The following is a 23,329-nucleotide window of genomic DNA, read 5'->3' as shown; positions in this document are numbered from 1 at the left end:
CTATGTTTTAATTGATAAGTGTATCAGTAAAATTGATATAGTCATCTGATAATTAAATATTTTTATAATAGACGACGCTCATAACGCATAAATTTTAAGCATTTGATTTTGCGAAAAATTAATCAACAAAATTTAAACTGTGAAGTGAAATAGTATAAATAAGAAAGATAAATTCATCTTTATAGGCTTTTTATAAACATCAAATGCCTACAACAGTTCATTAGAGAATAGCGATAAAACGTATTGTTTTATGCAACTTAAGAATCTAAATGTTTTTTGAGTAACCAAGAAATAGTTAAAAATAAAGAAATATACAGTGTTGGGGTTTACCCCTAGGCGTTTTTTTAAGACAATATAGCGGCATTGAATGGTTATTCATCTTCTTCTTTTCATCAATCTATTAAAATTGGATTCTGATCTATGACGACCCCTTTAAACGAACGTCGTATTGCAAACGCAATTCGTGTATTGGCAATGGATGCTGTGCAACAGGCAAACTCAGGGCATCCAGGTGCTCCAATGGGGATGGCAGATATTGCTGATGTCGTCTGGCGCGAGTTTTTAAATCACAACCCAACTAATCCACAATGGGCAAACCGTGACCGTTTTGTTTTGTCAAATGGCCATGGCTCAATGTTGCAATATGCTTTGCTTCATTTAACAGGTTATGATCTTTCAATTGAAGATTTAAAACAATTCCGTCAATTGCACTCAAAAACTCCTGGTCACCCTGAATATGGTTATGCACCAGGCATTGAAACAACGACTGGTCCTTTAGGTCAAGGTATTGCAAACGCTGTTGGTTTTGCGTTGGCAGAAAAGACTTTAGCTGCTCAGTTCAATAAAGATGACTTAAAAGTAGTTGATCACTTCACTTATTGTTTCTTGGGTGATGGCTGTCTAATGGAAGGTATTTCTCACGAAGTATGTTCATTGGCAGGTACTTTACAGCTTGGTAAATTGATTGCTTATTATGATGACAACGGCATTTCAATTGATGGTGAAGTAGAAGGTTGGTTCAGTGATGACACTGAAGAGCGTTTCAAAGCTTATGGTTGGCAAGTTCTTCGTGTAGATGGCCATGATGCTGATGCTATTCGTCAAGCAACAGTTGAAGCTAAAGCAGAAACTCAAAAACCAACGATCATTATTTGTAAAACAATTATTGGTTTAGGTTCTCCAAACAAACAAGGTAAAGAAGACTGTCACGGTGCGCCATTAGGTAAAGATGAAATTACCTTGACTCGTGAAGCTTTAGGCTGGACTGAAGAAGCATTTGTTATTCCTGCTGATGTATATGCTGCATGGGATGCTAAAGCAAAAGGTAACGAAGCTGAAGCAGCTTGGAATGAAGTATTCGCTCAATACCAAGCAAAATATCCAATAGAAGCAGCTGAGTTACTTCGTCGTATTAGCGGTGATTTACCAGCAGAGTTTTCAGCTCAAGCAGATGCATTTATTCGCGAAACAAATGCTAAAGCTGAGACTGTAGCAACTCGTAAAGCAAGCCAAAACACATTACAAGCATTTGGTCCTTTATTACCTGAATTATTAGGTGGTTCTGCGGACTTAGCTGGTTCTAACTTAACACTTTGGAAAGGTTGCCAAGGTGTTCAAGAAAATCCAGCTGGTAACTACGTGTACTATGGTGTACGTGAGTTCGGTATGACTGCAATCGCGAATGGTGTTGCATTACATGGCGGCTTCATTCCTTACGTTGCAACATTCTTAATGTTTATGGAATATGCACGTAACGCAGTGCGTATGTCTGCATTGATGAAACAACGCGTGATTCATGTTTATACACATGACTCAATCGGTTTAGGTGAAGATGGTCCAACACATCAACCAATTGAACAAATTGCTTCTTTACGTGGTACACCAAACTTAAATACTTGGCGTCCTGCTGATACTGTAGAAACAGCAATTGCATGGAAATCTGCTTTAGAGCGTAAAGACGGTCCTACAGCACTTATTTTCTCTCGTCAAAACTTGCCATTCCAAACGCGTACTGAAGAACAAATTCAGAATGCAGCAAAAGGTGGTTATGTTCTTGCTCAAGAGAAAGGTGAGTTGAAAGCAATTATTATTGCTACTGGTTCTGAAGTTTCTTTAGCAATGGAAGCTTATGCTCAACTTGAAGGTGTTCGTGTTGTTTCTATGCCATGTGCTGAAGAGTTCATGAAACAAGATGCTGCATACCGTGAAGCTGTATTGCCAGCTCATATCCGTGCACGTGTAGCTGTAGAAGCTGCTCACGTTGACTACTGGTGGAAGTTTGTTGGTCTTGATGGCAAAGTAATTGGTATGACAACTTATGGTGAATCTGCACCAGCAAAAGATTTGTTCCAATTCTTTGGTATTACAACTGAAGCTGTAGTAGCTGCGGTAAAAGAATTAACCGCTTAATGATTTAACTGAGCAGAAGAAAAAAGCGTCCTAACTAGGGCGCTTTTTTTTATAAATCTTAAATATTAAGCTCAGTTTGAATCGAAATATTAGAAGTTAAAAGCTTATGAATTGGGCAGCTTTCAGCAACTTTTAAAAGACGTTTATGTTGATCTTCAGTAAATTCACCCTTTAAAGTAATTTTACGTTTAATGTTATTTTGACCTGCTTCCGGATCAACATTTGGATTTAAGGCTAAATCGACTTGTACATGCTCAAGCTTAATCCCTTTGTGACTTGCATACATTTCTAATGTAATTGTAGTGCAAGCACCTAAAGCTGATAATAAAAGCTGAACAGGGTTCGGAGCTGTATCTTGTCCACCTTTATCAGTTGGTTCATCTCCAAACCATTGATGACCAGATGGATCGGTAAGTGTTACTCGGTAAGGAGTAGAAGTGCTTTGTGCTTGAACAGTGTTAACCATGTTTTACCTTGTTATTTATCAATAAAATCGAAGTAAAAACCAATAAATCTGAAAGTTTCGAATAGAAAAATATCTATACTTTATAATATGGGTTTTGAATAACAACTGTAACGCTTTTATTGTTGCATGGATGAAACATATCGTTTTATAAAGAATAGTGAATTTAATTACTTGATGTATACACTAACGACTATATCAATAAAGGATACGAAAAATGCATCTTAAGACATTAAGCTTCGGTTTGGCAGTGGCATTGGCAAGTACAGTTACATTAGCTGCACCAGTGGACTATAAAATTGATCCAACGCATACAGCGACTGTTTTCTCATGGAATCACTTTGGTTTTTCAACACCAAGCGCTAACTTCTCGGACATCCAAGGTGTAATTAAAGTTGATAATGCTAAACCAGCAAATTCTTCTGTAAATGTGACAATTCCTTTAAGCAGCGTAAATACAAACGTACCTGCTTTAGATAAAGAATTCCAACAAGAAGCTTGGTTTAATGCAGCTAAATACCCAAATATCACTTTCAAAAGTACAAAAGTAGAAACTAAAGACAAAAAGCACTTCAAAATTACTGGTGACTTAACTGTTAAAGGTGTAACTAAGCCAGTTGTACTTGATGCTGTTTTAAACAAACAGGGTGAACACCCAATGGCAAAAGTTCCAGCGATTGGTTTCAACGCGACAACTTCATTCAATCGTTCTGAGTTCGGTCTAGGCAGCTATGTGCCAAACGTGGGCGATAAGATCACTGTAAACATTACGACTGAAGCAACGGCAGCTAGTGCAGCTAAAAAATAAGTTGTAAGTTTTCTAAAAAAGTCCTCAATGATGAGGACTTTTTTAATTAGATTGGTTCTTTTTTATCTGGTTCTATAAAAACTAAAGGTTGAGAAGGATCTACATTTCTTTTTTCGGCTTTTTCTCTTAAAAATTGATAAGTTGGTACTTTCATTTTTGCCTGATCACGTAATTTCTTTTTAATATAAAGAACAAGAGCAAAGCAGGTAGTTGCAACGGTCAACATCATGCCATTCATATAACTCATAATTGAACTTACATAGCCTATTGTGGTTAGACGATGCATCATACGTTCAACTTGGGTACTGCTTTCTATACCCGTAATTGCCCAACTACATAAATGTTCGCAATTATTAATGATCAGATGATAATGGTTTTCGTGCATGCGTGAGCGCATACGCCGTACAACAACTTTTCCTTTGTAACGTGGAGCATCGTAAGAACGTACATGAATTTTTTTGCCATGGGAAAAGGCATCTATTGATGTGATTTCAATAGGACGTTTTTTGATGAAATGTGCTAGGCCCGAATAATGAATAACTCGACCTCTCCCAGCGTAAATACCATGATGGCTATAGCCGAGATGTTTTACAATAAGATGAGCCCCTAAAGGGTAGCGTTTATTTGTTTGTTGCATATTCACGCTGATCCAATAAAGTTTTGATCACTTTTATTAAAAGCTGTTCACATTATAACGAATATGGTTGTGTTCTAGTGTATTGATTAGGTGGAATAAGCGACTTTCGGGTATACATCACATAAAAGCATTTTTACTTAATAAAGTGTTCTTATGAACAGAAAATGACATATGAGGTTTGTCATTAATGAAAATATTAATACTGTGTATTATGAACTTTATAGTTTTTGTGCAATATGCTTTAGCTGTAGAGTATCAACAAATTGAAAATGCTGCCGATGATCAATTTGAAGTCATTGAAATTTCTAATTTAAATCAACTACGTCTGTTTTTGAAGAATCCACAGACTAATCAATATTATAAAAGCTTCGACAATATTCGGCACCAACTCAAATCATGTGAACAGCTTACTTTTGCAATGAATGCAGGAATGTTTCATTCCAACTTTTCTCCGGTAGGGTTGTATATTGAACAAGGGAACGTTATTCAAGCATTAAATGAAGACAAAGGATGGGGAAACTTTTTTTTGCAGCCTAATGGGGTTTTAGCATGGAATAAAAGACAAGCTGTTATATGGACAACTGAACAATATAAAGCAAAGGCTTTTCAACCGGATTATGCGACACAATCTGGGCCTATGTTAGTAATGAACGGGAAAATAAATCCCTTATTTCTAGCAAATAGCGATTCAAAGAAAATACGTAATGGAGTAGGTATAAAAAATAATAAGCTATATTTTGTAATATCTAAAAATAGAGTGAATTTTTATAATTTCGCTGAATTTTTCCAAAAGAATTTAAAAGTAGAACAAGCTCTTTATCTTGATGGTTCTATCTCTAGTCTCTATCTGCAAAAGAATAACCGTAATGATAGAAAATTTTATATGGGACCTATTATTGGTTTAGTCAGTCATGCAATTTGTGCAGTCAAATAAAATGCAAAAAAGCCAGTACAGGACTGGCTTTATAATTAATGAATAGATGGTTTTTGAATGAGTTCATTTAACTCTTTTCGGCTATACCCACGGGAAATAAGAACTTTTTTTATTCCCATAATGACATCTTCATCTGTTGCTTGTGCGAGCGCACTTAGAAGTTGTTCATTAGTTTTACATGAGCAGTCATTTTCAACACAAGCAGTTTGATTCTTATGCTCGTTATGCTGTTGATCTGCTAAGAACAGCTTTTGCCAAAAACTCATAGAGCCTTCATATACAACCTAACATAGATCGAAATATAGCCAATTTAAATTAAAATACAAGTCTCTATAAGTGATAAATCCACCAGTTGAACTAGAGAATTTTCGATAGTAATGGTTGAGTTAAACGAAATTATGACGAATAGATGACTTGATATTTTTTTTAAATTTAAATACTTAATGAAAAAATGTTGAAAAATAAGGAGATATTTAATCTCCTTATAAAATAGTGTTACATTGAAAAATTTTGTTTAAATCTTCTCAAGTAATACACCTGACTCAACATGATGCGTATAAGGGAACTGATCAAATAAAGCAAACTTAGTCACTCGATGAGTTTTTGTCAGCGTTTTTAAATTTTCATATAAAGTGTCAGGATTACATGAAATGTAGATGATACGCTCAAAACCTTGTAAAAGTTTTAAAGTTTCATCATCAATTCCTGCACGCGGAGGGTCTACAAATACGGTATCAAAGTCATAACTTTGAATATCAATATTTGCTTCTTGCAGACGGCGGAATTCGCGCTCACCCTGATAGGCTTGAGTAAACTCTTCAGCTGAAAGACGAGCTACTTGAATATTATCGATCTGGTTTTGTTCAATATTCCATTGAGCCGCATAAACTGATGATTTAGCAAGTTCGGTAGCAAGTACGCGTTCGAATTTTAGTGATAATGGAAGGGTAAAGTTACCGTTACCACAATAAAGTTCTAGCAAGTGTTTTTTCGAACCCTCAGCTGCATCACATGCCCATTGCAGCATTTTTTTGCAAACTTGTGCATTCGGCTGGGTAAAACTGCTTTCAATTTGTTTGTATTTGAATGTACGGTTTAAAAGTTCAAACTCTTCTACAACAAAGTCATCGCCAATAACAACTTTCTGACCTCGGCTACGGCCCATAATTTTAATATTTAGTTTTTCAGCAAGTGCTTTAGCTGCTTGTTCCCACTCCTGATTAAGTTTACGGTGATAAATCAGGGTAACTAGCATTTCTCCACTAAGTGTTGCGAGAAAATCAACTTCAAATAAACGCTGTGAAAGTAAAGGTTCTGCTTTGAGCTCTGCTAAAAGGCGAGGCATTAAATCATTAATGCTTTTGTCTGCAATAGGAAACTCGTCTATGCGAACAACTGTTTTTTGTTTGTCTTCATCGTTACGTTCAAACATGGCATAGAACATATCATTTTCTGTATGCCAGATCCGAAACTCAGCACGCATACGGAAATGTTGTTCAGGTGATTCAAACACTTCTAATGTAGGTGGTGTAAATTCAGAAAATTGAGTAGTAATGCGATCAATTTTAGCTTGAAGTTGTTGACGATAAGAAGAGGTCATAGACAAAGAAAATTTAGACAGAATCAAATAGTGAATGGTATCAAAAAAATCGCGCTTGCAGGAGCCAATTTTAGTCAGATATTCATAAAGAAATAGGGCACTTAAATTAGAGATGATTTAAGACGCGGTTAATAAAATCTGATTTTATTTTTCTATATTGATCATGGTCTAAATGGCTACACTCCAATTTTAATTGATTATATTCTTTCACCAAGAGTGGTGAGTCTATAAGCTTATTTCTAAATATTAAGAAAAATGTGAATACTGAATTGGTTACTACAATTTGAAATGCAACATCATCGTTGTTGAGTGATTCGAGCATACAAAGCTCGTGTGTTCTAAGCGTATTTTGTTTCTCTATAAAATTAAGTGTTTTTAACTGGTTTATTGCGAATTCAAATTGGTCAGGCATAACTTCAATATAAATATCTAGATCACCTTTGGAAATTGCATTAGGTATTGCAGAAGAACCTATATGCTCAACTTTGGCAAATGGGAGAAGTGTGGAAATATCTTTTTTATACGAATTAAAAAGTTGAATACATTTTTGTTGATATTGCTCTGATTCTAAAAAGATCATTATGAAATTCTCTAATCGATAACATTTATATATTTAAAAATAGATTACTTCATTAAACAAAAAAGCCCAAATGCTGAGATTTGGGCTTTTTTAGATAAATTTAGGTGTTAGTCAGACATAGTCATTAAGCTTGCATTGCCACCAGCTGCAGCTGTATTCACACTAATTGCACGTTCAATCACTAAACGTTCAAGTGGAATTGACTCGTTTGATTCAACATGTGTAATGCCAACAATTGCGCCAGAGCGGCTAGCAATTTCTTGTTGTAATGAAAGAACCTCTTCACGACTACCATGGTGTAAAACAGCATCAAAATTATCTGATGTGATGTTTTTAACTGTAGTAATTGCATCAAGAACATCTTTTGGCAACGTTTGTTTATGTTTTGCCAACAATGGACTATTTGGCATTACCGCAGCTTGGCTACCCACTGCAAAAATTGCGAGTAATTGATGTAATTGATTTTGTTCAGTGTCTGCAATTGAAAGCACACGGTGACGCGGCAGAATAATATATTGGTTACTTTCCCCAGTAGGGCCTTGTAACTCATAAAACTTACCTACACCAAATGGTTCAATATCACGATTTGCTTGTGGTAAATGCTGTTTTGCCCAGTTTTGTAAGCTCTGATAAACCTCTCGGTTAAAGCCTTCATATGCAGTTTGTTCATTTTTCATAGCGAATGGTGTTGCCAATACTTTATTTGAACAATTTTGCATTAAGCGATACATGTAAAGCGGACCACCAGCTTTCGGACCTGTACCCGATAAACCTTCACCACCAAATGGTTGAACACCAACAACAGCACCAACAATATTGCGGTTGATATAAAGGTTACCCACTTCAGCATGTTGAATAACGGTTTGGATAGTTTCATCAATACGGGTATGCAGACCCATTGTTAAACCATAACCTTTGGCATTAATACGTGAGATGAGTTGTTCAAGTTCGCCGTATTTATAGGTAATGATGTGTAAAACAGGACCAAAAACTTCGCGTTGTAAGTCATCGAGGTTAGGTAACTCAATTGCTGTTGGTACAACAAAAGTACCTTTGCTCAATTCATTTTGACTAGTTGCACCAAACATCAATTGATGTACTGGATAGCCTTTAGACTTCATTTTTTGGATATGCTGATCAATTGTCTGTTTTGCTTCTTCATCAATAACAGGACCAATATCCGTTTTTAAAATAGCAGGGTTACCTACGATTAACTGCTGCATTGCACCTTTAAGCATTTTAATAACGCTTGCCGCACTATCTTCTTGTACACATAAAATACGTAAAGCAGAGCAGCGTTGACCTGCGCTATCAAATGCAGAACTTACAACATCTAGTACAACTTGTTCAGTTAATGCAGATGAGTCCACAATCATTGCATTCTGACCACCAGTTTCTGCAATGAGAGGAATAGATTGGCCATTAGCAGCCAAACGTTTTGCAACTGTTTTCTGCAAAATTTTTGCAACTTCAGTTGAGCCAGTAAACATGATGCCATCAATGCGTCGATCTTGGCTAAGCTGAGCACCTACTGTTTCACCACGGCCAGGTAATAATTGTACAGCGCCATGTGGAATACCAGCTTCCCATAAAATTTGCACTGCTTGAGCCGCGATTAAAGGTGTTTGTTCGGCAGGTTTTGCAATAACACAGTTACCACTGACTAATGCTGCAGCAATTTGACCAGAGAAAATTGCAAGAGGGAAGTTCCATGGACTAATACAAAGTACAGTACCAAGTGGCTGAATAGTTGTATTTGCGGGAAGATTCTCAACTTGAGTTGCGTAGTAACGTAAGAAATCTACAGCTTCACGAACTTCTGCAATTGCATTGGCATAAGTTTTACCACTTTCACGGCAAAGTAATACCATTAACTCTTGAATACGACTTTCCATAAGGTCAGCTGCACGTTTTAAATATTGTGCGCGTTGATCTTTAGGTGTATTTGCCCATTCAATTTGTATCTGTTCAGCTGCATTCAATGCAATTTCTACATCATTAAGATCAGCTTCTTGTACATACCCAACAATTTCATCATTTTGTGCTGGGTTTGTAATTGCAACAGAATGACCTTGTTCTGTTGAAGCGTTATTTCCTAGTAATGGACGGCTTTGCCAAACACGATTACGTAGTTGTTGAGCTGTGCTATCTAAAGCTTCAAGCGGAGTATCGTTTGCTAAGTCATATCCTTTAGAGTTTTTACGGAGTGTGCCGTACATATCTAAAGGAAGAGGAATTGATGGGTGTTTTAAACCAATTGAACCTTCAAGTTTAGCTGCATTGCGTATATCGTAAATTGGAGACTGAATGAGGTCTTCAACCTTAAGTGTTTTATCGGCAATACGGTTAACAAATGAAGTATTTGCACCATTTTCAAGTAAACGACGAACCAGATAAGCTAACAAAGTTTCATGGTTACCAACTGGAGCATAAATACGGCATGGCACGCCTAATTTATTTTGCTCGCGTGGACCAACAACTTGTTCATAAAGTGGTTCACCCATGCCATGTAAGCATTGGAACTCATATTGACCAGCATAATATTTGCTTGGATCAGCTAAATGATAAATTGTTGCCAATGTCTGAGCGTTATGAGTCGCAAATTGCGGATAGATATATTCTGGCGCTGCAAGTAATTTTTTAGCACAAGCAATATAAGATAAATCTGTATGTACTTTACGTGTGAAGACAGGGTAGTCATCCATACCTTCGATTTGTGCTTTCTTGATTTCGCTATCCCAATATGCGCCTTTTACAAGACGAATCATGAGGCGTTTTTGGCTGCGTTTAGCAAGGTCAATAATATAATCAACTACAAAGAAGCAGCGTTTTTGATAAGCTTGAATAACGAATCCAATGCCTTTCCAGTTCGCTAATTCCGGCTCGAAACAAAGACGTTCGAGTAACTCAAGCGAAATTTCTAAACGCTCTGATTCTTCAGCATCGATATTTAAACCAATATTGTAGTGTTTGGCTAAACGAGCAAGTTCAAATACTTTGCCGTAAAGTTCTTGATGAACACGTTCAATTTGCGCACGTTGATAACGAGGGTGTAAGGCAGAAAGCTTAATTGAAATACCCGGGCCATCATAAACGCCTTTACCATTAGATGCCTTACCAATGGCATGGATAGCTTGCGTATAATCGTTAAAGTAGCGTTCAGCGTCATGGTCAGTTAAAGCTGCTTCACCTAACATGTCATAAGAATAACGAAATCCCTTATCTTCAAGTACTTTCGCATGGTCTACAGCTTCTTCAATGGTTTCCCCAGTTACAAACTGTTCACCCATCATACGCATTGCAACATCAACTGCTTTACGAATAATGCCACGTCCACTACGTGCTAAAAGGCCAGTAAGTACACTTGAAAGACTGGTTTGCTTTGGTGTTTCCATAAGCTTACCAGTTAACATGAGGCCCCATGCTGCAGCATTGACAAACATTAAACTGCTTTGGCCAACGTGTTCTTTCCAGTTACCTTGGTTGATTTTATCTCGAATCAGTAAGTCACGTGTTGCTGTGTCTGGAATACGAAGCAAAGCTTCGGCAAGGCACATTAAGGCCACACCTTCTTGTGAAGACAGAGAGAACTCTTGTAATAACCCTTGAACAATACCTGCTTTCCCAGAAGAGGTCTTACGTTCACGTAAATTATGGGCAAGGTTAAATGCAAGGTCATAAATTTTATGATCTAAATCATCAGATACCGCAGCAGCTTGTAATAACTCTTCTACAGCTTCAGGTTCGGCACGTCGCCAAGCTGTATTAATGCGCTGTTCAAACTCACTTTTATCGTTGAATTCGGTGATATAGCCTTGGTGAGATTTATCCATTTGATGAAAAGTATCCATTGTGTTCATATCTATTTCCGACAACCGACTCTCATAAACTCATCTTGAGTAGAGAGGTTTAGATAATTTATGATTACAGAAGAAACACCGAATAACTCACTATATTTAGCCTATTTTTTAGAGGAAAATTCAGATGAATGGCCCATTATTAAGCCTTGATCGCACTGATTTAAAAATTTTGGATATTCTTCAAACAGATGGGCGAATTTCTAATAGTAAATTAGCCGAAATGGTGAACTTATCTCCAACCGCTGTTATGGCTCGAGTGCAGAAGCTAACAAAAGATGAATTTATCTTGGGCTATGAAGCCAAATTGAATCCAATCAAACTGAATGCAAATTTTTTGGTGTTTGTAGAGGTCTTACTTGATAAAACAACACCTAACGTTTTAGACGAGTTTATTGATGCAGTCGTGCATTATCCAGAAATCGTTGAATGCCATATGGTCAGTGGAGGATTTGATTTTTTAATTAAATTACGAAGTGGCAGTATGGAGGAGTTTAGACGTATTGCTGGGCAGGTACTATGGCAATTACCTGGTGTGAAAGAAACCCGTAGCTACCCTGTGATGCAAGTTGTAAAAGATACTTCAAAAATTAAAATCAAAACGAAAAATAAATAAAAAGGGGCCGAAGCCCCTTTTTATTTTATTCATTTTTATACACTTTCTTTGTAGAGTTTGTCGCCTTGTTCAAAACGATCAGTCACATCAGAGTTTGGCGCTTTTGAAATTAAGCTCACTACAATGATGCTGATAAACGCACAGATAAAGCCAGGAATAATCTCGTAAACCCCAGTGCCTGCGAAAAGATTTTTCCAACCAATCACAACAACAGCACCTACGATCATGCCCGCTAAAGCACCTTCTAAAGTCATACGTTTCCAGAACAATGACAAGATGATGAGTGGACCAAATGCAGCGCCAAAGCCAGCCCATGCGTAAGCAACAAGACCAAGAACTTTACTGTCAGGATTACCTGCTAGCACAATTGCAAGAACTGCAATTGCAAGAACCATGACTCGACCAACCCATACAAGTTCTTTTTGAGATGCGTTTTTACGGATGAAACCTTTGTACAAATCTTCAGTTAGCGCACTTGAACATACTAAAAGCTGACAGCTTAATGTACTCATAACAGCAGCCAAGATAGCAGCTAGAATGATACCCACAATCCATGGATTGAATAAAATTTTAGTCAATTCCATAAATACAGTTTCAGGGTTTTTGCTTACAACTGCTGCAAGTTCAGGGTGTTGCTGGAAATATGCAATACCGAAGAAACCAGCACCAACAGCACCAACTAAACATAAAATCATCCAAGTCATACCAATACGGCGAGCAGCAGGAATTGATTTTACAGAGTCAGCAGCCATGAAACGTACAAGAATGTGCGGTTGGCCAAAATAGCCTAAACCCCAAGCCATTGAAGATAAAACGGCTACCACACTTAAATCTGAAACGATGTTAAATGCATGTGGGCGAGCAGTTTCAATAAGCGTTACAAACTGAGTTGTGTCGCCAATTGCAAGGTAAGTTACGATTGGGGTGAGTAAAAGGGCAAAAATCATTAAGCCAGCTTGGAAAGTATCAGTCCAGCTAATTGCCAAGAATCCACCAATACAAACATAACTGATTGTTGCAATAGCACTTAACCAGATTGCGGTGGTATATGACATACCAAATAAATTTTCAAATAAACGAGCGCCAGCTACCATACCTGAGGCACAGTAAATTGCGAAGAAAACCAAGATAATAACGGCAGAGAAAATACGAAGAATCTTTTTCTTGTCATCAAATCGACTTGTAAAATAGTCGGGCAGAGTGAGTGCATTATTTTGGATTTCAGTATGAACGCGTAATCGACCAGCAACCAGTAACCAGTTAAGCCAAGCACCGATAATTAGACCAATTGCAATCCACGCTTCAGATAAACCAGAAAGATAAATTGCTCCTGGTAAGCCCATGAGTAACCAACCACTCATGTCTGATGCGCCTGCGGATAATGCAGTAACAAAACTGCCTAAACTACGACCACCAAGAATATAATCAGAGAAGTCGCTTGTAGCACGGTAGGCGAATAAGCCAATAAGTACCATTGCTACGATGTACACCATAAACATGATGAGGGTGGGATCAAAATAACTCATAATGGATGTGTGTCCTTATATCCATAATCCGTGATTGTAACCTAATCCAGGTCGCTGTTTTCTTGTACGGCATTTCAAGAGGTTGAGATTCAACCACAAAAGAATTTTTTTGCTCTGTTATCTTTGTGATGTATTTTATGTATTTTTATGTAAACCAATGTAATTCTGGTTACATTATAAATTAAATCAATTTTAATCAATATCTTATAGGGCATGCATAATTCTTATAAACTTTCAAAAATTATAGAAATGGTAAATTTTGAGAATAAAATAGCATGTTTGGTTACAAAATTAGCAATGACAATATATTCACTACAAGAAAAATTGATATGAGTTGAGTATTTTTAAATCAATTTTAGATGAAGAGACTACTCTAAAGACGAAATCTGCAGCAAAAACTATGAAAATATCAGTTCGTCAACTGATGAAATAGCTCTTTCATACCTTCTGTGGCCGTCATATTTAATAGTTTATATTGAGATGGAACACGAGAATGATCTGCTTGGGGATCTATATAGTAGGCTTCAGTGTAATTAGGAATTTCATGAACTAAAGCAGCAACAGGATAAACACTTAAGGTTGAACCAATAACAATGAAAATATTTGCTTTCTGTACTTGCTTTATGGCTTCTTCAAATGCTGGAACTGCTTCACCAAACCAAACTACATGAGGACGAAGTGGATAGCCATTGGGGCAAAAGTCATGTTCTAAGTCTAACTTCCAACCATTAATTTCATAAAATTCAGTTGTATATTGTGCATCTGGTCCCGAGCTTTTTGCTAGTCGAATATTGCCATGTAGATGCAAGACATTGTGGCTACCAGCGCGCTCATGTAAATCATCAATATTTTGAGTAATAACTTGTACATCGAAATGATCTTGTAGTTTGGCAATGTACTGATGAGCTTCATTTGGCTGAGCTTCTAAAATATTTTTACGGCGTTCGTTATAAAACCGCTGGACTAAGGCAGCGTCTTTATTCCAAGCTTCTGGAGTGGCAACTTGTTGTATATCATAATTTTCCCATAGGCCATTACTGTCACGAAAAGTACTAATTCCACTTTCTGCACTCATGCCTGCACCAGAAAATACAACAAGTCTTGTCATGTCAGTGATCCTATTCATCCAGTTTTTAGAGCTGATTTATACATATATAAAAAAACCAGTTTAAAAGTAAACTGGTTTTTATTAAATATTGAAAGCGATGCTATCTTTTATAAGCCTGCTTCATATTCTGCATTTGTTAAAAGTTTTTCAACATCTGCCATGTTGTCTGGCTTGATTTTATAAATCCAGCCTTTCCCGTATGGGTCTTCATTTACAAAATCTGGATCATCTTCAAGGTCTGTATTTACTTCCACTACAGTACCAGAAACAGGAGCGTGGATATCAGAAGCAGTCTTAACTGATTCAACTACTCCAGCTTGTTCCCCAGCTGTTACTTTGCTGCCAACTTCAGGAGTCTCAACATAGACCAAGTCTCCAAGTTCATCTTGTGCATGGTCGGTAATTCCTGTAATAACAAGATCACCTTCAATTTTTACCCACTCATGTGTACGTGCATACTTCAATTCTGAAGGGTGGTTCATGACAACTCCTTAAGCTTGTGTCCAATATTTTAATAACATTATAAATAGGGGTCTTTGCGCCAGTTACTCGGACTACGGCCACTCCAGCGTTTGAATGCACGGCTGAAATTTGCGACATCGGAGTAACCAAGTTCATCTGCAATTTGTTCAAGGCTATAATCTGTACGTGAAAGTAAAGAAGTCGCATGACGATATCGGACTTCATCTACTAATGTTGAAAATGAAGTCCCTTCAGCTGCCAACTGTCGTTTTAAAGTACGATCTGACATATGTAGGTATTCTGCTACATTTTCTATGCTTAAGTAATGTTGTTCAGAATTACTTAAAATATCACGTACGCGCATTGCCAAACGGCGGCGTTCACCCAAAGCAGATAGTTCAGCTTCACATTGGTTAATGGCAATTTGACTGGCGATTGGGTCTGAATTAATTAATTTAAGACCTAAATATTTTTTATCAAAACTAGAAATTAAATGAGGTTGATTAAAGCGAATAGTACTGCTGAGTTTGTTCTTATATTTATCAAAACCTGCTGGTTCTGGAAAATCTAGGTCGACATCACCTGCTAAATCTTCGATACCTGTCATTGCTTTTGCCATTGTCATGATGCCAATGGTTAAGCCTAAAACAATTTCGGTACGAAGTGGTTCTAACTCAATATCACACTGTAATTGTAATGTGGCTTTGGGACCGAATGTAGAAAAATAAAGTTGTAAAAAGGGTAAGCGTAACTGGATAAAACGAGCAGCAAGAGCAATCGCTTCGGTAATATCTTTTGCTGTCATTATCGCGTAGCCAATAAACCCATGAATTGAAATACGCATTTGAGTGCCAATATGGAAACCCAATGTACTTTCACCAGTGAGATTTAAGGCATGTTTAACCAGCTCATTTGCTACAGGTGTTGAAATACGATATTCAGGATCGGCTAATTGCTCACTCGTAAGATGAAAAGGGGCAAATAATGTTTCATCGTTGTATCCCCAACGTGAAACAACATCTAATAGCAATAAGCCATAGACTCCTGGAATACCTTGATCTTGACGAGCTGAGGTAATTTTCATATGCGTTCCGTTGCTCTCATCAATTTTCTACGTGCATTTCTTACACATCTTGTCATGAAATATAATTTGAGTTTATAAAAACTGTTAGACAATCATATCAACGATTCGTTAAACATTCTTTTTAAAGACAACGATTTTTGTCGTTGAAATAAGTAAAACATCCCCATGCTGATTTAAGGCTTGCGTAACGTAACTTACAATACCACGATCCAATTTTGTTTTGGATGGTGTAATCGCGGAAATTTCAGCTTCAACATGAATGCGGTCACCTGGGCGGGTTGGGCGAGGCCAACGTAGACTAGACTCCGAACCCACTAGTCCACCATGAATTGGCATACATTCAGTCCATAAGCGCATCGTAATTGCAGAGGTGTGCCATCCACTGGCAGCAATACCTTTAAAAATGGGATCTTCTTTGGCTAGCTCTTCATCTGTATGGAAAGGCTGAGGGTCATAGTGGCTTGCAAATTGTTTGATTTCATCTAGTGTAATTTCATATTCACGACTGATAAAACGATCACCAATTTTTAAATCTTCTAAATAAAGCATTAATCTTGAACCTGTACTACTTTTTGCTCAATAAGAAAACCGCCAGTTTGACGTTTCCATAATTGTGCATATATACCATCTTTGGCAATTAATTCTTCATGGGTGCCTTGCTCTGCAATTTTACCTTCATCAAGAACAATTAAACGGTCCATTTGAGCAATGGTAGACAAACGGTGAGCAATTGCAATAACTGTTTTATCTACCATCAGGTCATTTAAACTAGACTGAATAGCTGCTTCAACTTCTGAGTCTAATGCACTTGTTGCTTCATCTAATATTAAAATTGGTGCATCTTTTAAGAAAACACGTGCAATAGCGATACGTTGTCTTTGACCGCCTGAAAGTTTAACACCACGCTCACCAACCTGTGCGTCATAGCCAGAACGGCCTTTTAAGTCGACAAGTTGGGGAATAAACTCGGCTGCCTTTGCTTTATGCACAGCACTTTGCATGTCCAGATCAGTTGCATCCGGGCGGCCATATTTAATATTTTCAGCAACTGAGCGATGTAGTAGAGAAGTATCTTGAGTAACTAAAGCAATATTCGCTCTCAAACTATCTTGTGTAACATCTTCAATATTTTGCCCATCAATTAAAATTGCACCTTCTTTAAGATGGTAAAAGTGTAAAAGTAATTGAATGAGGGTAGATTTTCCTGCACCTGAACGGCCAACGATACCAATCTTTTCACCTGCTTTAATATGTAGGTTAAAATGATCAATAACATTTTTATTGTTATAGGCAAAGGTAACATCTTTAAATACGATTTCACCTTGCTTTACTGCAAGTGGTTTTGCATCTGGTTTGTCTTGAATATTGATTTTCTTACCAAGAGTTTGCATACCATCTTGAATGGTCCCAACATTCTCAAATAAAGCTGACATATGCCACATCATAAACTCAGCCATGCTATTCAGTTTTAAAATCATGGCGGTAGTCGCCGCAATTACACCTAATGCTGCTAAGCCTTGCGTCCATAGCCAGACTGCAGTACCAATTACACCTACAAATAAAACAGCAGAGAGTAAATTAATGCTGACTTCAAAAAGAGTACCTAAACGCATTTGCGCATAGACTGTTGACATAAACTCTTTCATTGATGCTTTTGCATACTGGCTTTCACGACCAGCATGGGCAAATAGTTTAACTGTTTGAATATTTGTATAAGCATCGGTTACACGACCAGTCATCACGGCACGAGCGTCAGCTTGTTGCTGTGAAACTTTGCTTAAACGTGGAATAAAGAACCAAGCACTTAATAAAAATAGTCCTAACCAAACCATAAGGGGAATAAGTAAAGTTGGTGAAATCGCACCCAGAACAATACTAACGGTAATAAAGTAAATGCTGACGTAAGCCAACATATCACCCAAAATTATCCAAAACTCGCGTATAGCTAATGCTGTTTGCATGACCTTTGCTGAAAGGCGTCCCGCAAAATCATTATGGAAAAAGTCTAGGCTTTGCTTTAATAAAAGGTTGTGGAAGCGCCAGCGTAAGCGCATTGGGAAAGTACTATATAAAATTTGGTGTTTTATAACAGATTGAATATTAACAAATAAAATATTGGCGAATAAAACACTAATTAAAATAAGGATATTTGATGCATGCTGGCTTAAAAAACTTTCAGGTTGGCTATTACTAAGCCAATCTACTAATTGTCCAATTTTTGAAAAAAGTAAGGCTTCAAAGCTAGCCGCACCAGCTGTACAAATAATCAGTAATAATAAGTATGGGCGTACACCCTCAGTAGCTTGCCAAACAAATGGGAAAAAGCGAGTTGGTAAGGGCTCATCCAGACCTTTGGTTGGATAAGGATCTACAAGTTTTTCAAACCACTTCAGCATGAATGACTACCTTTATACATCAGCTACTTTATTAAAATTTCGCAATTTAATTTGCAATAAAGTCATTTAGATCAAACTCGATAAAGATGTTGATCTGTTGGGTGTGTGGATACACGTCAAAGTCTATGTTGTATATCTTTGGCTAAAACTGACATGATTTAGACAAGACATAAATTTGGAATCGGGAAAAGCCTAAAAGGCATGGTAAAGACAAAAAATGTTTCATTCATTATATCGATAATAATAGATGAAGTGGTGAATGAATTTGGCCAGAATGTAATTTTTATAATATTTTTTAATAAATGATAAAATATTGATATTTACTCTAAGCAGCATGAGCCTTTATCTCATATTGATAAAGGCTCTCATAATAATTACCACATTAAGTCATCTGGAATTACATATGCTGCATATGGATCTTCTTCGTCAGTAGTTTGTTCATTTTTCTCTGCATTATTAATTAAAATAAAGCCTTGCATTTTTTGATCAATTTTTTCAGCCAAAGCCTTTGGAAGATACGCGTATTGATCTTGATCTTTTGCAATGACTAAACTACCTGTTACAAGTGCGTTGTAGACTTGCTGAGATAGGTATACTTTTTTAATTTTATTTTCATCAATAAATTGATATGCAACATCTCCAGCAAAATCTGCAATTTTATGTTGCTTAATCATTTGAATGATTGAAGCCTTTAATGCTTTTTCTTCGAGTTGCTGTTGCTTTTCTAGATTCAAAGCTTGGTCTTTTGCTTGCTTCTCTTTTTGAGCTTTTTCAATATTTGCTTTGATTTCTGCTTCATTACTTTGACCAGTACGCTGTTCATGCTGAGCTTGCTTGGTGAGTTTTTTTGCTTTTTTATTGTCAACTAAACCGGCTTTGAGTAACTGAGCTTGTAAGGCATTTTTAACCATGACTTAATCCGAATCTGAAGAGGAAGAACTATGAAAATAAACGGCCCAATACGAAATACTGAGAGTTAGGCTTAAAATTGCTGGAAGCAAAAATGATTGCAATTTTAAGTAGGGGTGAACTGAAGCAGCAATTATACCACCAATAAGAAAACCTGAAAAAATAAGTAGATGTAAAATTATACGACGGTTTTCAACTTTTAAACCACGTGCCATATAACCAAGCGCAAGACCAAGGTCTGTTAAGACACCCGATAAATGAGTGGTTCTGATAATGGTTCCTTTATAATGGCTAACCATGGCATTTTGTAACCCCATAGCGACACAGGCCCATAATAATCCATATTTAGGAAAATAAGGCAGTAATAACCAGCAAAGGAAAATGAAGAGAGCAACGAGGCTTAAAGGAAGGCCATATCGACGGCCTAATTTAAAATGGCTATTACCTAAAATAAAGCCGCTATAAAATGATCCACATACGTAACACAGTATAACAAGTACTAAATATATGATGTGTTCAAATTGCCAGTTTACCAAACTCATAGCTAGCATACTGACATTACCTGTCATATGCGAAACTGACTGATGTAAAAGGGTGATTAGCCCTAATACATTAATCATTCCGGCATTTATAGCCAGTAAAAAGGCACCAACTTGGAACCAGTTTGGTAAACGTTGAAATGGCATGTTCTCTAAGATTTTTGTTTTGAGCGAATATCAACTGCGGCTGTAAATAAAACATCGGTAGATGAGTTAAGAGCCGTTTCCGTTGAATCTTGTAATACACTAATAATCATACCCACTGCAACAACTTGCATCGCAATTTCTGATGAAATACCAAATAAACTACAAGCGACTGGAATTAAAAGTAATGAACCACCTGCAACCCCAGATGCTCCACATGCCGAAACTGTAGCGACTACAGATAAAATAATCATAGTTGCTAAATCAACATGAATTCCTAAAGTATGGACAGTTGCCAAGGTAAGCACAGTAATCGTAACAGCTGCACCAGCCATGTTAACAGTAGCACCTAAAGGAATAGAAACGCTTGCAGTAGATGGGTTAACACCTAAACGTTCAGCTAAATCGAGATTAACTGGAATGTTAGCTGCTGAGCTGCGGGTGAAGAATGCGGTAATACCACTTTCTTTTAAGCATTTAAAAACAAGTGGGTATGGGTTACCACGAATTGTTAAACCCACCAAAATTGGATTAACTACAAGGGCAACAAAAAGCATTGTTCCTAGTAGAACAGCTAATAATTGTGCATAGCTTTCAAGCGTTGCTAAACCAGCATCGGCAAAAGTTACTGCCACTAAACCAAAAATACCCACCGGAGCAAATGCAATCACTTTATGAATAATCGCGCTCACTGCATGTGAAACATCATGCATCACTTGTTTAGTGGTATCTGAGCTGTGGCGCATTGCTAAACCGAGACCAATCGCCCATGCAAGAATACCAATAAAGTTTGCTTCGCTAATCGCTTGTACTGGGTTTGCAATAAAACTTAAAAGCAAGTTTTTTAATATATCAGCGAGACTACCTGGCGCTTGTAAGTTGTTATGCGAAACAGTATTGAGAAATAAGGTGCTTGGAAAAGATAAGCTTGCTACAACAGCACTAAAAGCGGCTAATAACATACCTACTACATATAATAGTAAGACTGGACGTAAATTTGCACTGTGACCAACCTGAAAGTTGGCAATCGATGAGAGAACTAGGACAAAGACTAAAATAGGGGCAACCGATTTCAATGCTTTAATGAACAGTTCACCAAACAAGCTTAGGTAGGGCGTAACGTTTGGAAATAAGAGAGCAACGCCTATCCCTAAAATAATGGCGATAATAATTTTGGTGACTAAGCTTAATCGAGAAAAGAATTCAAGCATATAAAGGCCTTATTAACCTATTCGTGGCTAAAGGTTGAACAAGCGGAGTATTTTATACTTAAGTGATGTGAATCTTAAGCTTTTTTATACTCACTAATCATATTTATAAAAAATGGTAATATTAAGTATTTGTTTTTAAAATAGTAAAATTTGAATGCTAGAGTAATTAAAATAATGTTTTGCTTATATTACAGACAATAATGGAAATAAGTAAACTTAATTATTGAGGGTTAAGACGAGTTAAGGGAGATATAAAAAGAAATAGAGAGATTATTTTTGTTTTCAATAGATTTGAATGTTAGAAAAACTACGCGAATTTTCAGTCCTCTTTGCTTGGATCATTACCAGCTACCAAGTTGAAAAATCGCATATTTCAGGAATACATTAATATTATTATAATTTTATAAGTTCAGCGCAGTTATTCTATACAGTATAACTGATAAAGCGTATTTAAAATGGAGTGCATCTTATCATCCTTTATGGAGTAGAAAATTTGTTTGCCATCACGACGTGTTGAAACGACATCACTTTTACGTAGCATCATCAATTGTTGTGAAAGGGTGGGTTGGGTGATTTGTGTTTTCTCTTCGATTTGAGAGACATTCAACTCCTCATGAGCTAAGTGACATAAAATTAATAAACGGTCAGTGTTAGCTAAAGACTTTAATGTTCCTACGACTGAATCAGCCGCATTTTTCATTTCTTCAATTTGGAGTCCATCTTTCATACTTTATACCTATATCAATATGGCCGGCATAGTATAGATTGATCTTATGAAAATGAATGTAGCAAAACTAATCAATCCAATTGTTTTTGTTGAAAAGGTTTATAAGTGTAATTGATAAATATATAGCATTATTAAGGTATAACAATAATTTGTAGTTGTTTTGTGTCAAAAGTGTTGCATTGTGTGAGAAGCGTAATTGTTAAGTATAAATGAAACAATGTCAAAGAAAATAAATCCTCTTTTTTGCTCTATCAATAGTTAATTCTGATTTATGTTTAAAAGGGGAATAAAAAAAGATTGAATTTTTACTTTTTAAGGATATAATCGATCCTGTACAGACAGGTCTGTATATTCTAGTTTGGGATGTATAGTCCAAAAAAAACGTCTAACTCTAGACTAGAATGACTTTCAGACGCAGCGTGATGAATAAGAAGAAGATTCAACAATATAAGAAGAATAATATCACGCTTTATTTTTTAGTGTGCAACTTTTTCAAATTCAATAAGTTTCTCTACACGCTTCCAATAGTCATAAATTTTTACTGAGCCATGTTCGACCTGAGCTTGAATGGTCATGCCTTCTAATATATTGACTAATAACAATGCCAGAGGACGAGACTCTTTAATTTCATGCTGGACGAGAAGGTCTTGCATGAGTTGCGTTAACCATATTTTATATAAAGTCGCTGGTTGATGTGTTGAAGGGTATTGTTTTAATACTTCTTCTAAAGCTTTTTGAAACATACAGCCATTAAAGTCTTCGCTATTAAACCAATCTGAATACCATAAGAAAATTGCTTTGATACGACTCAACGGGTCGTTTTCATCTTCTTTAGATATAGCAGCAGTCAGAGAATTCTGTAAAAGTGAGTTTCTTAATAATAAACACTCTTCAATAAGTTTCTCTTTTGAAGGGAAGTATTTATAAAATGTCATTTTTGCTACACCAGACTCACTGATGATACGATCAACCCCTATAGAGTTATAACTATATGAGTTAAAAAGTCTTAAAGCAGTGGTAATGATGTCATCTTTTTTTGACATATTTTAGTAGCCTCACACAAAAAAATTGCTCTTAGCCTAAATGGTCGAGTGTATAAATAAAAAGCACGAACGCACAATTTTACATTGTATTGATTGTTATTGATAGGAAAAAATGGGTTTTTTAAAAGCAATAGAAGTTCAAAGCATAATGCTCTAGATGTGAATTTTATATTTATTGAAAAAATTTCTATGTCTTAATCAGACGTATTAACTAGATAATTTTTTGATGTAGAAAAATAAATTTATACCATAGACATACAGCCATAAAATAGATTT

General features: G+C 36.5%; 21 protein-coding genes. 4 read left to right on the top strand and 17 right to left on the bottom strand.

Annotated elements, in window-relative coordinates:
• Positions 1 to 420 precede the first annotated feature (420 nt).
• Positions 421 to 2,409: a transketolase gene (gene tkt, locus RMA95_RS14035; protein WP_311071377.1), complete on the top strand. Its 1,989-nt coding sequence runs from the start codon at positions 421 to 423 to the stop codon at positions 2,407 to 2,409.
• Positions 2,410 to 2,467: 58 nt separating this feature from the next.
• Here tkt and RMA95_RS14030 read toward each other — a convergent pair whose 3' ends face one another.
• The gene (locus tag RMA95_RS14030) at positions 2,468 to 2,875 is read right to left on the bottom strand and encodes an OsmC family protein (RefSeq protein WP_311071375.1); all 408 of its coding nucleotides are present in this window, start codon (positions 2,873 to 2,875) and stop codon (positions 2,468 to 2,470) included.
• A 214-nt stretch (positions 2,876 to 3,089) separates the two neighbouring features.
• Between RMA95_RS14030 and RMA95_RS14025 the strand changes: the two genes are divergently transcribed.
• Positions 3,090 to 3,680, top strand: a complete 591-nt coding sequence (locus RMA95_RS14025) for a YceI family protein (protein ID WP_087605545.1) — start codon at positions 3,090 to 3,092, stop codon at positions 3,678 to 3,680.
• A gap of 46 nt (positions 3,681 to 3,726) precedes the next feature.
• Here the strand turns inward: RMA95_RS14025 and RMA95_RS14020 are convergent, their stop codons facing one another.
• On the bottom strand, positions 3,727 to 4,317 hold the full coding sequence (locus tag RMA95_RS14020; RefSeq protein ID WP_087605546.1) for a lecithin retinol acyltransferase family protein: 591 nt from the start codon (positions 4,315 to 4,317) through the stop codon (positions 3,727 to 3,729).
• Positions 4,318 to 4,504: 187 nt separating this feature from the next.
• On the opposite strand from RMA95_RS14020, the gene RMA95_RS14015 reads away from it, so the two are divergent.
• Positions 4,505 to 5,251, top strand: coding sequence for a phosphodiester glycosidase family protein (locus tag RMA95_RS14015; protein WP_311071371.1), 747 nt, complete (start codon positions 4,505 to 4,507; stop codon positions 5,249 to 5,251).
• Between the two features lie 35 nt (positions 5,252 to 5,286).
• Here RMA95_RS14015 and RMA95_RS14010 read toward each other — a convergent pair whose 3' ends face one another.
• The 4 genes from RMA95_RS14010 to putA all read right to left on the bottom strand — a co-directional run bounded on the left by RMA95_RS14010 (position 5,287) and on the right by putA (position 11,291).
• The gene (locus tag RMA95_RS14010) at positions 5,287 to 5,517 is read right to left on the bottom strand and encodes a hypothetical protein (protein WP_002050077.1); all 231 of its coding nucleotides are present in this window, start codon (positions 5,515 to 5,517) and stop codon (positions 5,287 to 5,289) included.
• A gap of 248 nt (positions 5,518 to 5,765) precedes the next feature.
• Positions 5,766 to 6,851, bottom strand: a complete 1,086-nt coding sequence (gene trmA, locus RMA95_RS14005) for a tRNA (uridine(54)-C5)-methyltransferase TrmA (protein ID WP_311071368.1) — start codon at positions 6,849 to 6,851, stop codon at positions 5,766 to 5,768.
• Between the two features lie 106 nt (positions 6,852 to 6,957).
• Positions 6,958 to 7,431: a GrpB family protein gene (locus tag RMA95_RS14000; protein WP_311071367.1), complete on the bottom strand. Its 474-nt coding sequence runs from the start codon at positions 7,429 to 7,431 to the stop codon at positions 6,958 to 6,960.
• 107 nt (positions 7,432 to 7,538) lie between these two features.
• Positions 7,539 to 11,291, bottom strand: coding sequence for a trifunctional transcriptional regulator/proline dehydrogenase/L-glutamate gamma-semialdehyde dehydrogenase (gene putA, locus RMA95_RS13995; RefSeq protein ID WP_311071366.1), 3,753 nt, complete (start codon positions 11,289 to 11,291; stop codon positions 7,539 to 7,541).
• Between the two features lie 124 nt (positions 11,292 to 11,415).
• Between putA and RMA95_RS13990 the strand changes: the two genes are divergently transcribed.
• Positions 11,416 to 11,904: an Lrp/AsnC ligand binding domain-containing protein gene (locus tag RMA95_RS13990; RefSeq protein ID WP_019458967.1), complete on the top strand. Its 489-nt coding sequence runs from the start codon at positions 11,416 to 11,418 to the stop codon at positions 11,902 to 11,904.
• A gap of 35 nt (positions 11,905 to 11,939) precedes the next feature.
• Here the strand turns inward: RMA95_RS13990 and putP are convergent, their stop codons facing one another.
• From putP to RMA95_RS13935, 11 genes are all read right to left on the bottom strand, one after another.
• A complete protein-coding gene (putP, locus tag RMA95_RS13985; RefSeq protein ID WP_311071364.1) occupies positions 11,940 to 13,430 on the bottom strand; it encodes a sodium/proline symporter PutP in 1,491 nt (496 codons plus the stop codon).
• 409 nt (positions 13,431 to 13,839) lie between these two features.
• The gene (locus RMA95_RS13980; protein ID WP_311072289.1) at positions 13,840 to 14,547 is read right to left on the bottom strand and encodes an NAD-dependent deacylase; all 708 of its coding nucleotides are present in this window, start codon (positions 14,545 to 14,547) and stop codon (positions 13,840 to 13,842) included.
• Positions 14,548 to 14,645: 98 nt separating this feature from the next.
• Positions 14,646 to 15,020, bottom strand: coding sequence for a glycine cleavage system protein GcvH (gcvH, locus tag RMA95_RS13975; protein WP_077164031.1), 375 nt, complete (start codon positions 15,018 to 15,020; stop codon positions 14,646 to 14,648).
• Between the two features lie 38 nt (positions 15,021 to 15,058).
• On the bottom strand, positions 15,059 to 16,084 hold the full coding sequence (locus RMA95_RS13970) for an AraC family transcriptional regulator (protein WP_263613570.1): 1,026 nt from the start codon (positions 16,082 to 16,084) through the stop codon (positions 15,059 to 15,061).
• A gap of 108 nt (positions 16,085 to 16,192) precedes the next feature.
• The gene (locus tag RMA95_RS13965) at positions 16,193 to 16,633 is read right to left on the bottom strand and encodes a MaoC family dehydratase (protein WP_000966086.1); all 441 of its coding nucleotides are present in this window, start codon (positions 16,631 to 16,633) and stop codon (positions 16,193 to 16,195) included.
• The gene (locus tag RMA95_RS13960; RefSeq protein WP_311071361.1) at positions 16,633 to 18,480 is read right to left on the bottom strand and encodes an ABC transporter ATP-binding protein; all 1,848 of its coding nucleotides are present in this window, start codon (positions 18,478 to 18,480) and stop codon (positions 16,633 to 16,635) included. Before RMA95_RS13960 ends, RMA95_RS13965 begins: the two co-directional genes overlap by 1 nt.
• Before the next feature lie 374 nt (positions 18,481 to 18,854).
• Complete coding sequence (locus tag RMA95_RS13955) at positions 18,855 to 19,391, bottom strand: DUF2058 domain-containing protein (protein WP_263613572.1); 537 nt, start codon at positions 19,389 to 19,391, stop codon at positions 18,855 to 18,857.
• 3 nt (positions 19,392 to 19,394) lie between these two features.
• Entirely contained in the window at positions 19,395 to 20,075 is a 681-nt protein-coding gene (locus RMA95_RS13950; protein WP_200001960.1) for a YoaK family protein, read from the bottom strand.
• Positions 20,076 to 20,080: 5 nt separating this feature from the next.
• Positions 20,081 to 21,283, bottom strand: coding sequence for a serine/threonine transporter SstT (gene sstT / locus RMA95_RS13945; protein ID WP_311071359.1), 1,203 nt, complete (start codon positions 21,281 to 21,283; stop codon positions 20,081 to 20,083).
• Between the two features lie 418 nt (positions 21,284 to 21,701).
• Complete coding sequence (locus tag RMA95_RS13940) at positions 21,702 to 22,010, bottom strand: metalloregulator ArsR/SmtB family transcription factor (protein WP_263613574.1); 309 nt, start codon at positions 22,008 to 22,010, stop codon at positions 21,702 to 21,704.
• A gap of 476 nt (positions 22,011 to 22,486) precedes the next feature.
• Positions 22,487 to 23,053 (bottom strand): TetR/AcrR family transcriptional regulator, encoded by a 567-nt coding sequence (locus RMA95_RS13935; protein ID WP_311071357.1) that lies wholly within the window; start codon positions 23,051 to 23,053, stop codon positions 22,487 to 22,489.
• Between the last annotated feature and the right edge of the window lie 276 nt (positions 23,054 to 23,329).

Origin of the sequence: Acinetobacter sp. V110_1, from assembly GCF_031798975.1 — a bacterium.
GTDB lineage: Bacteria > Pseudomonadota > Gammaproteobacteria > Pseudomonadales > Moraxellaceae > Acinetobacter > Acinetobacter nosocomialis_A.
The sequence above is the reverse complement of the archived record's forward strand: the minus strand, read 5'-3'. Positions and strand labels throughout refer to the sequence as shown.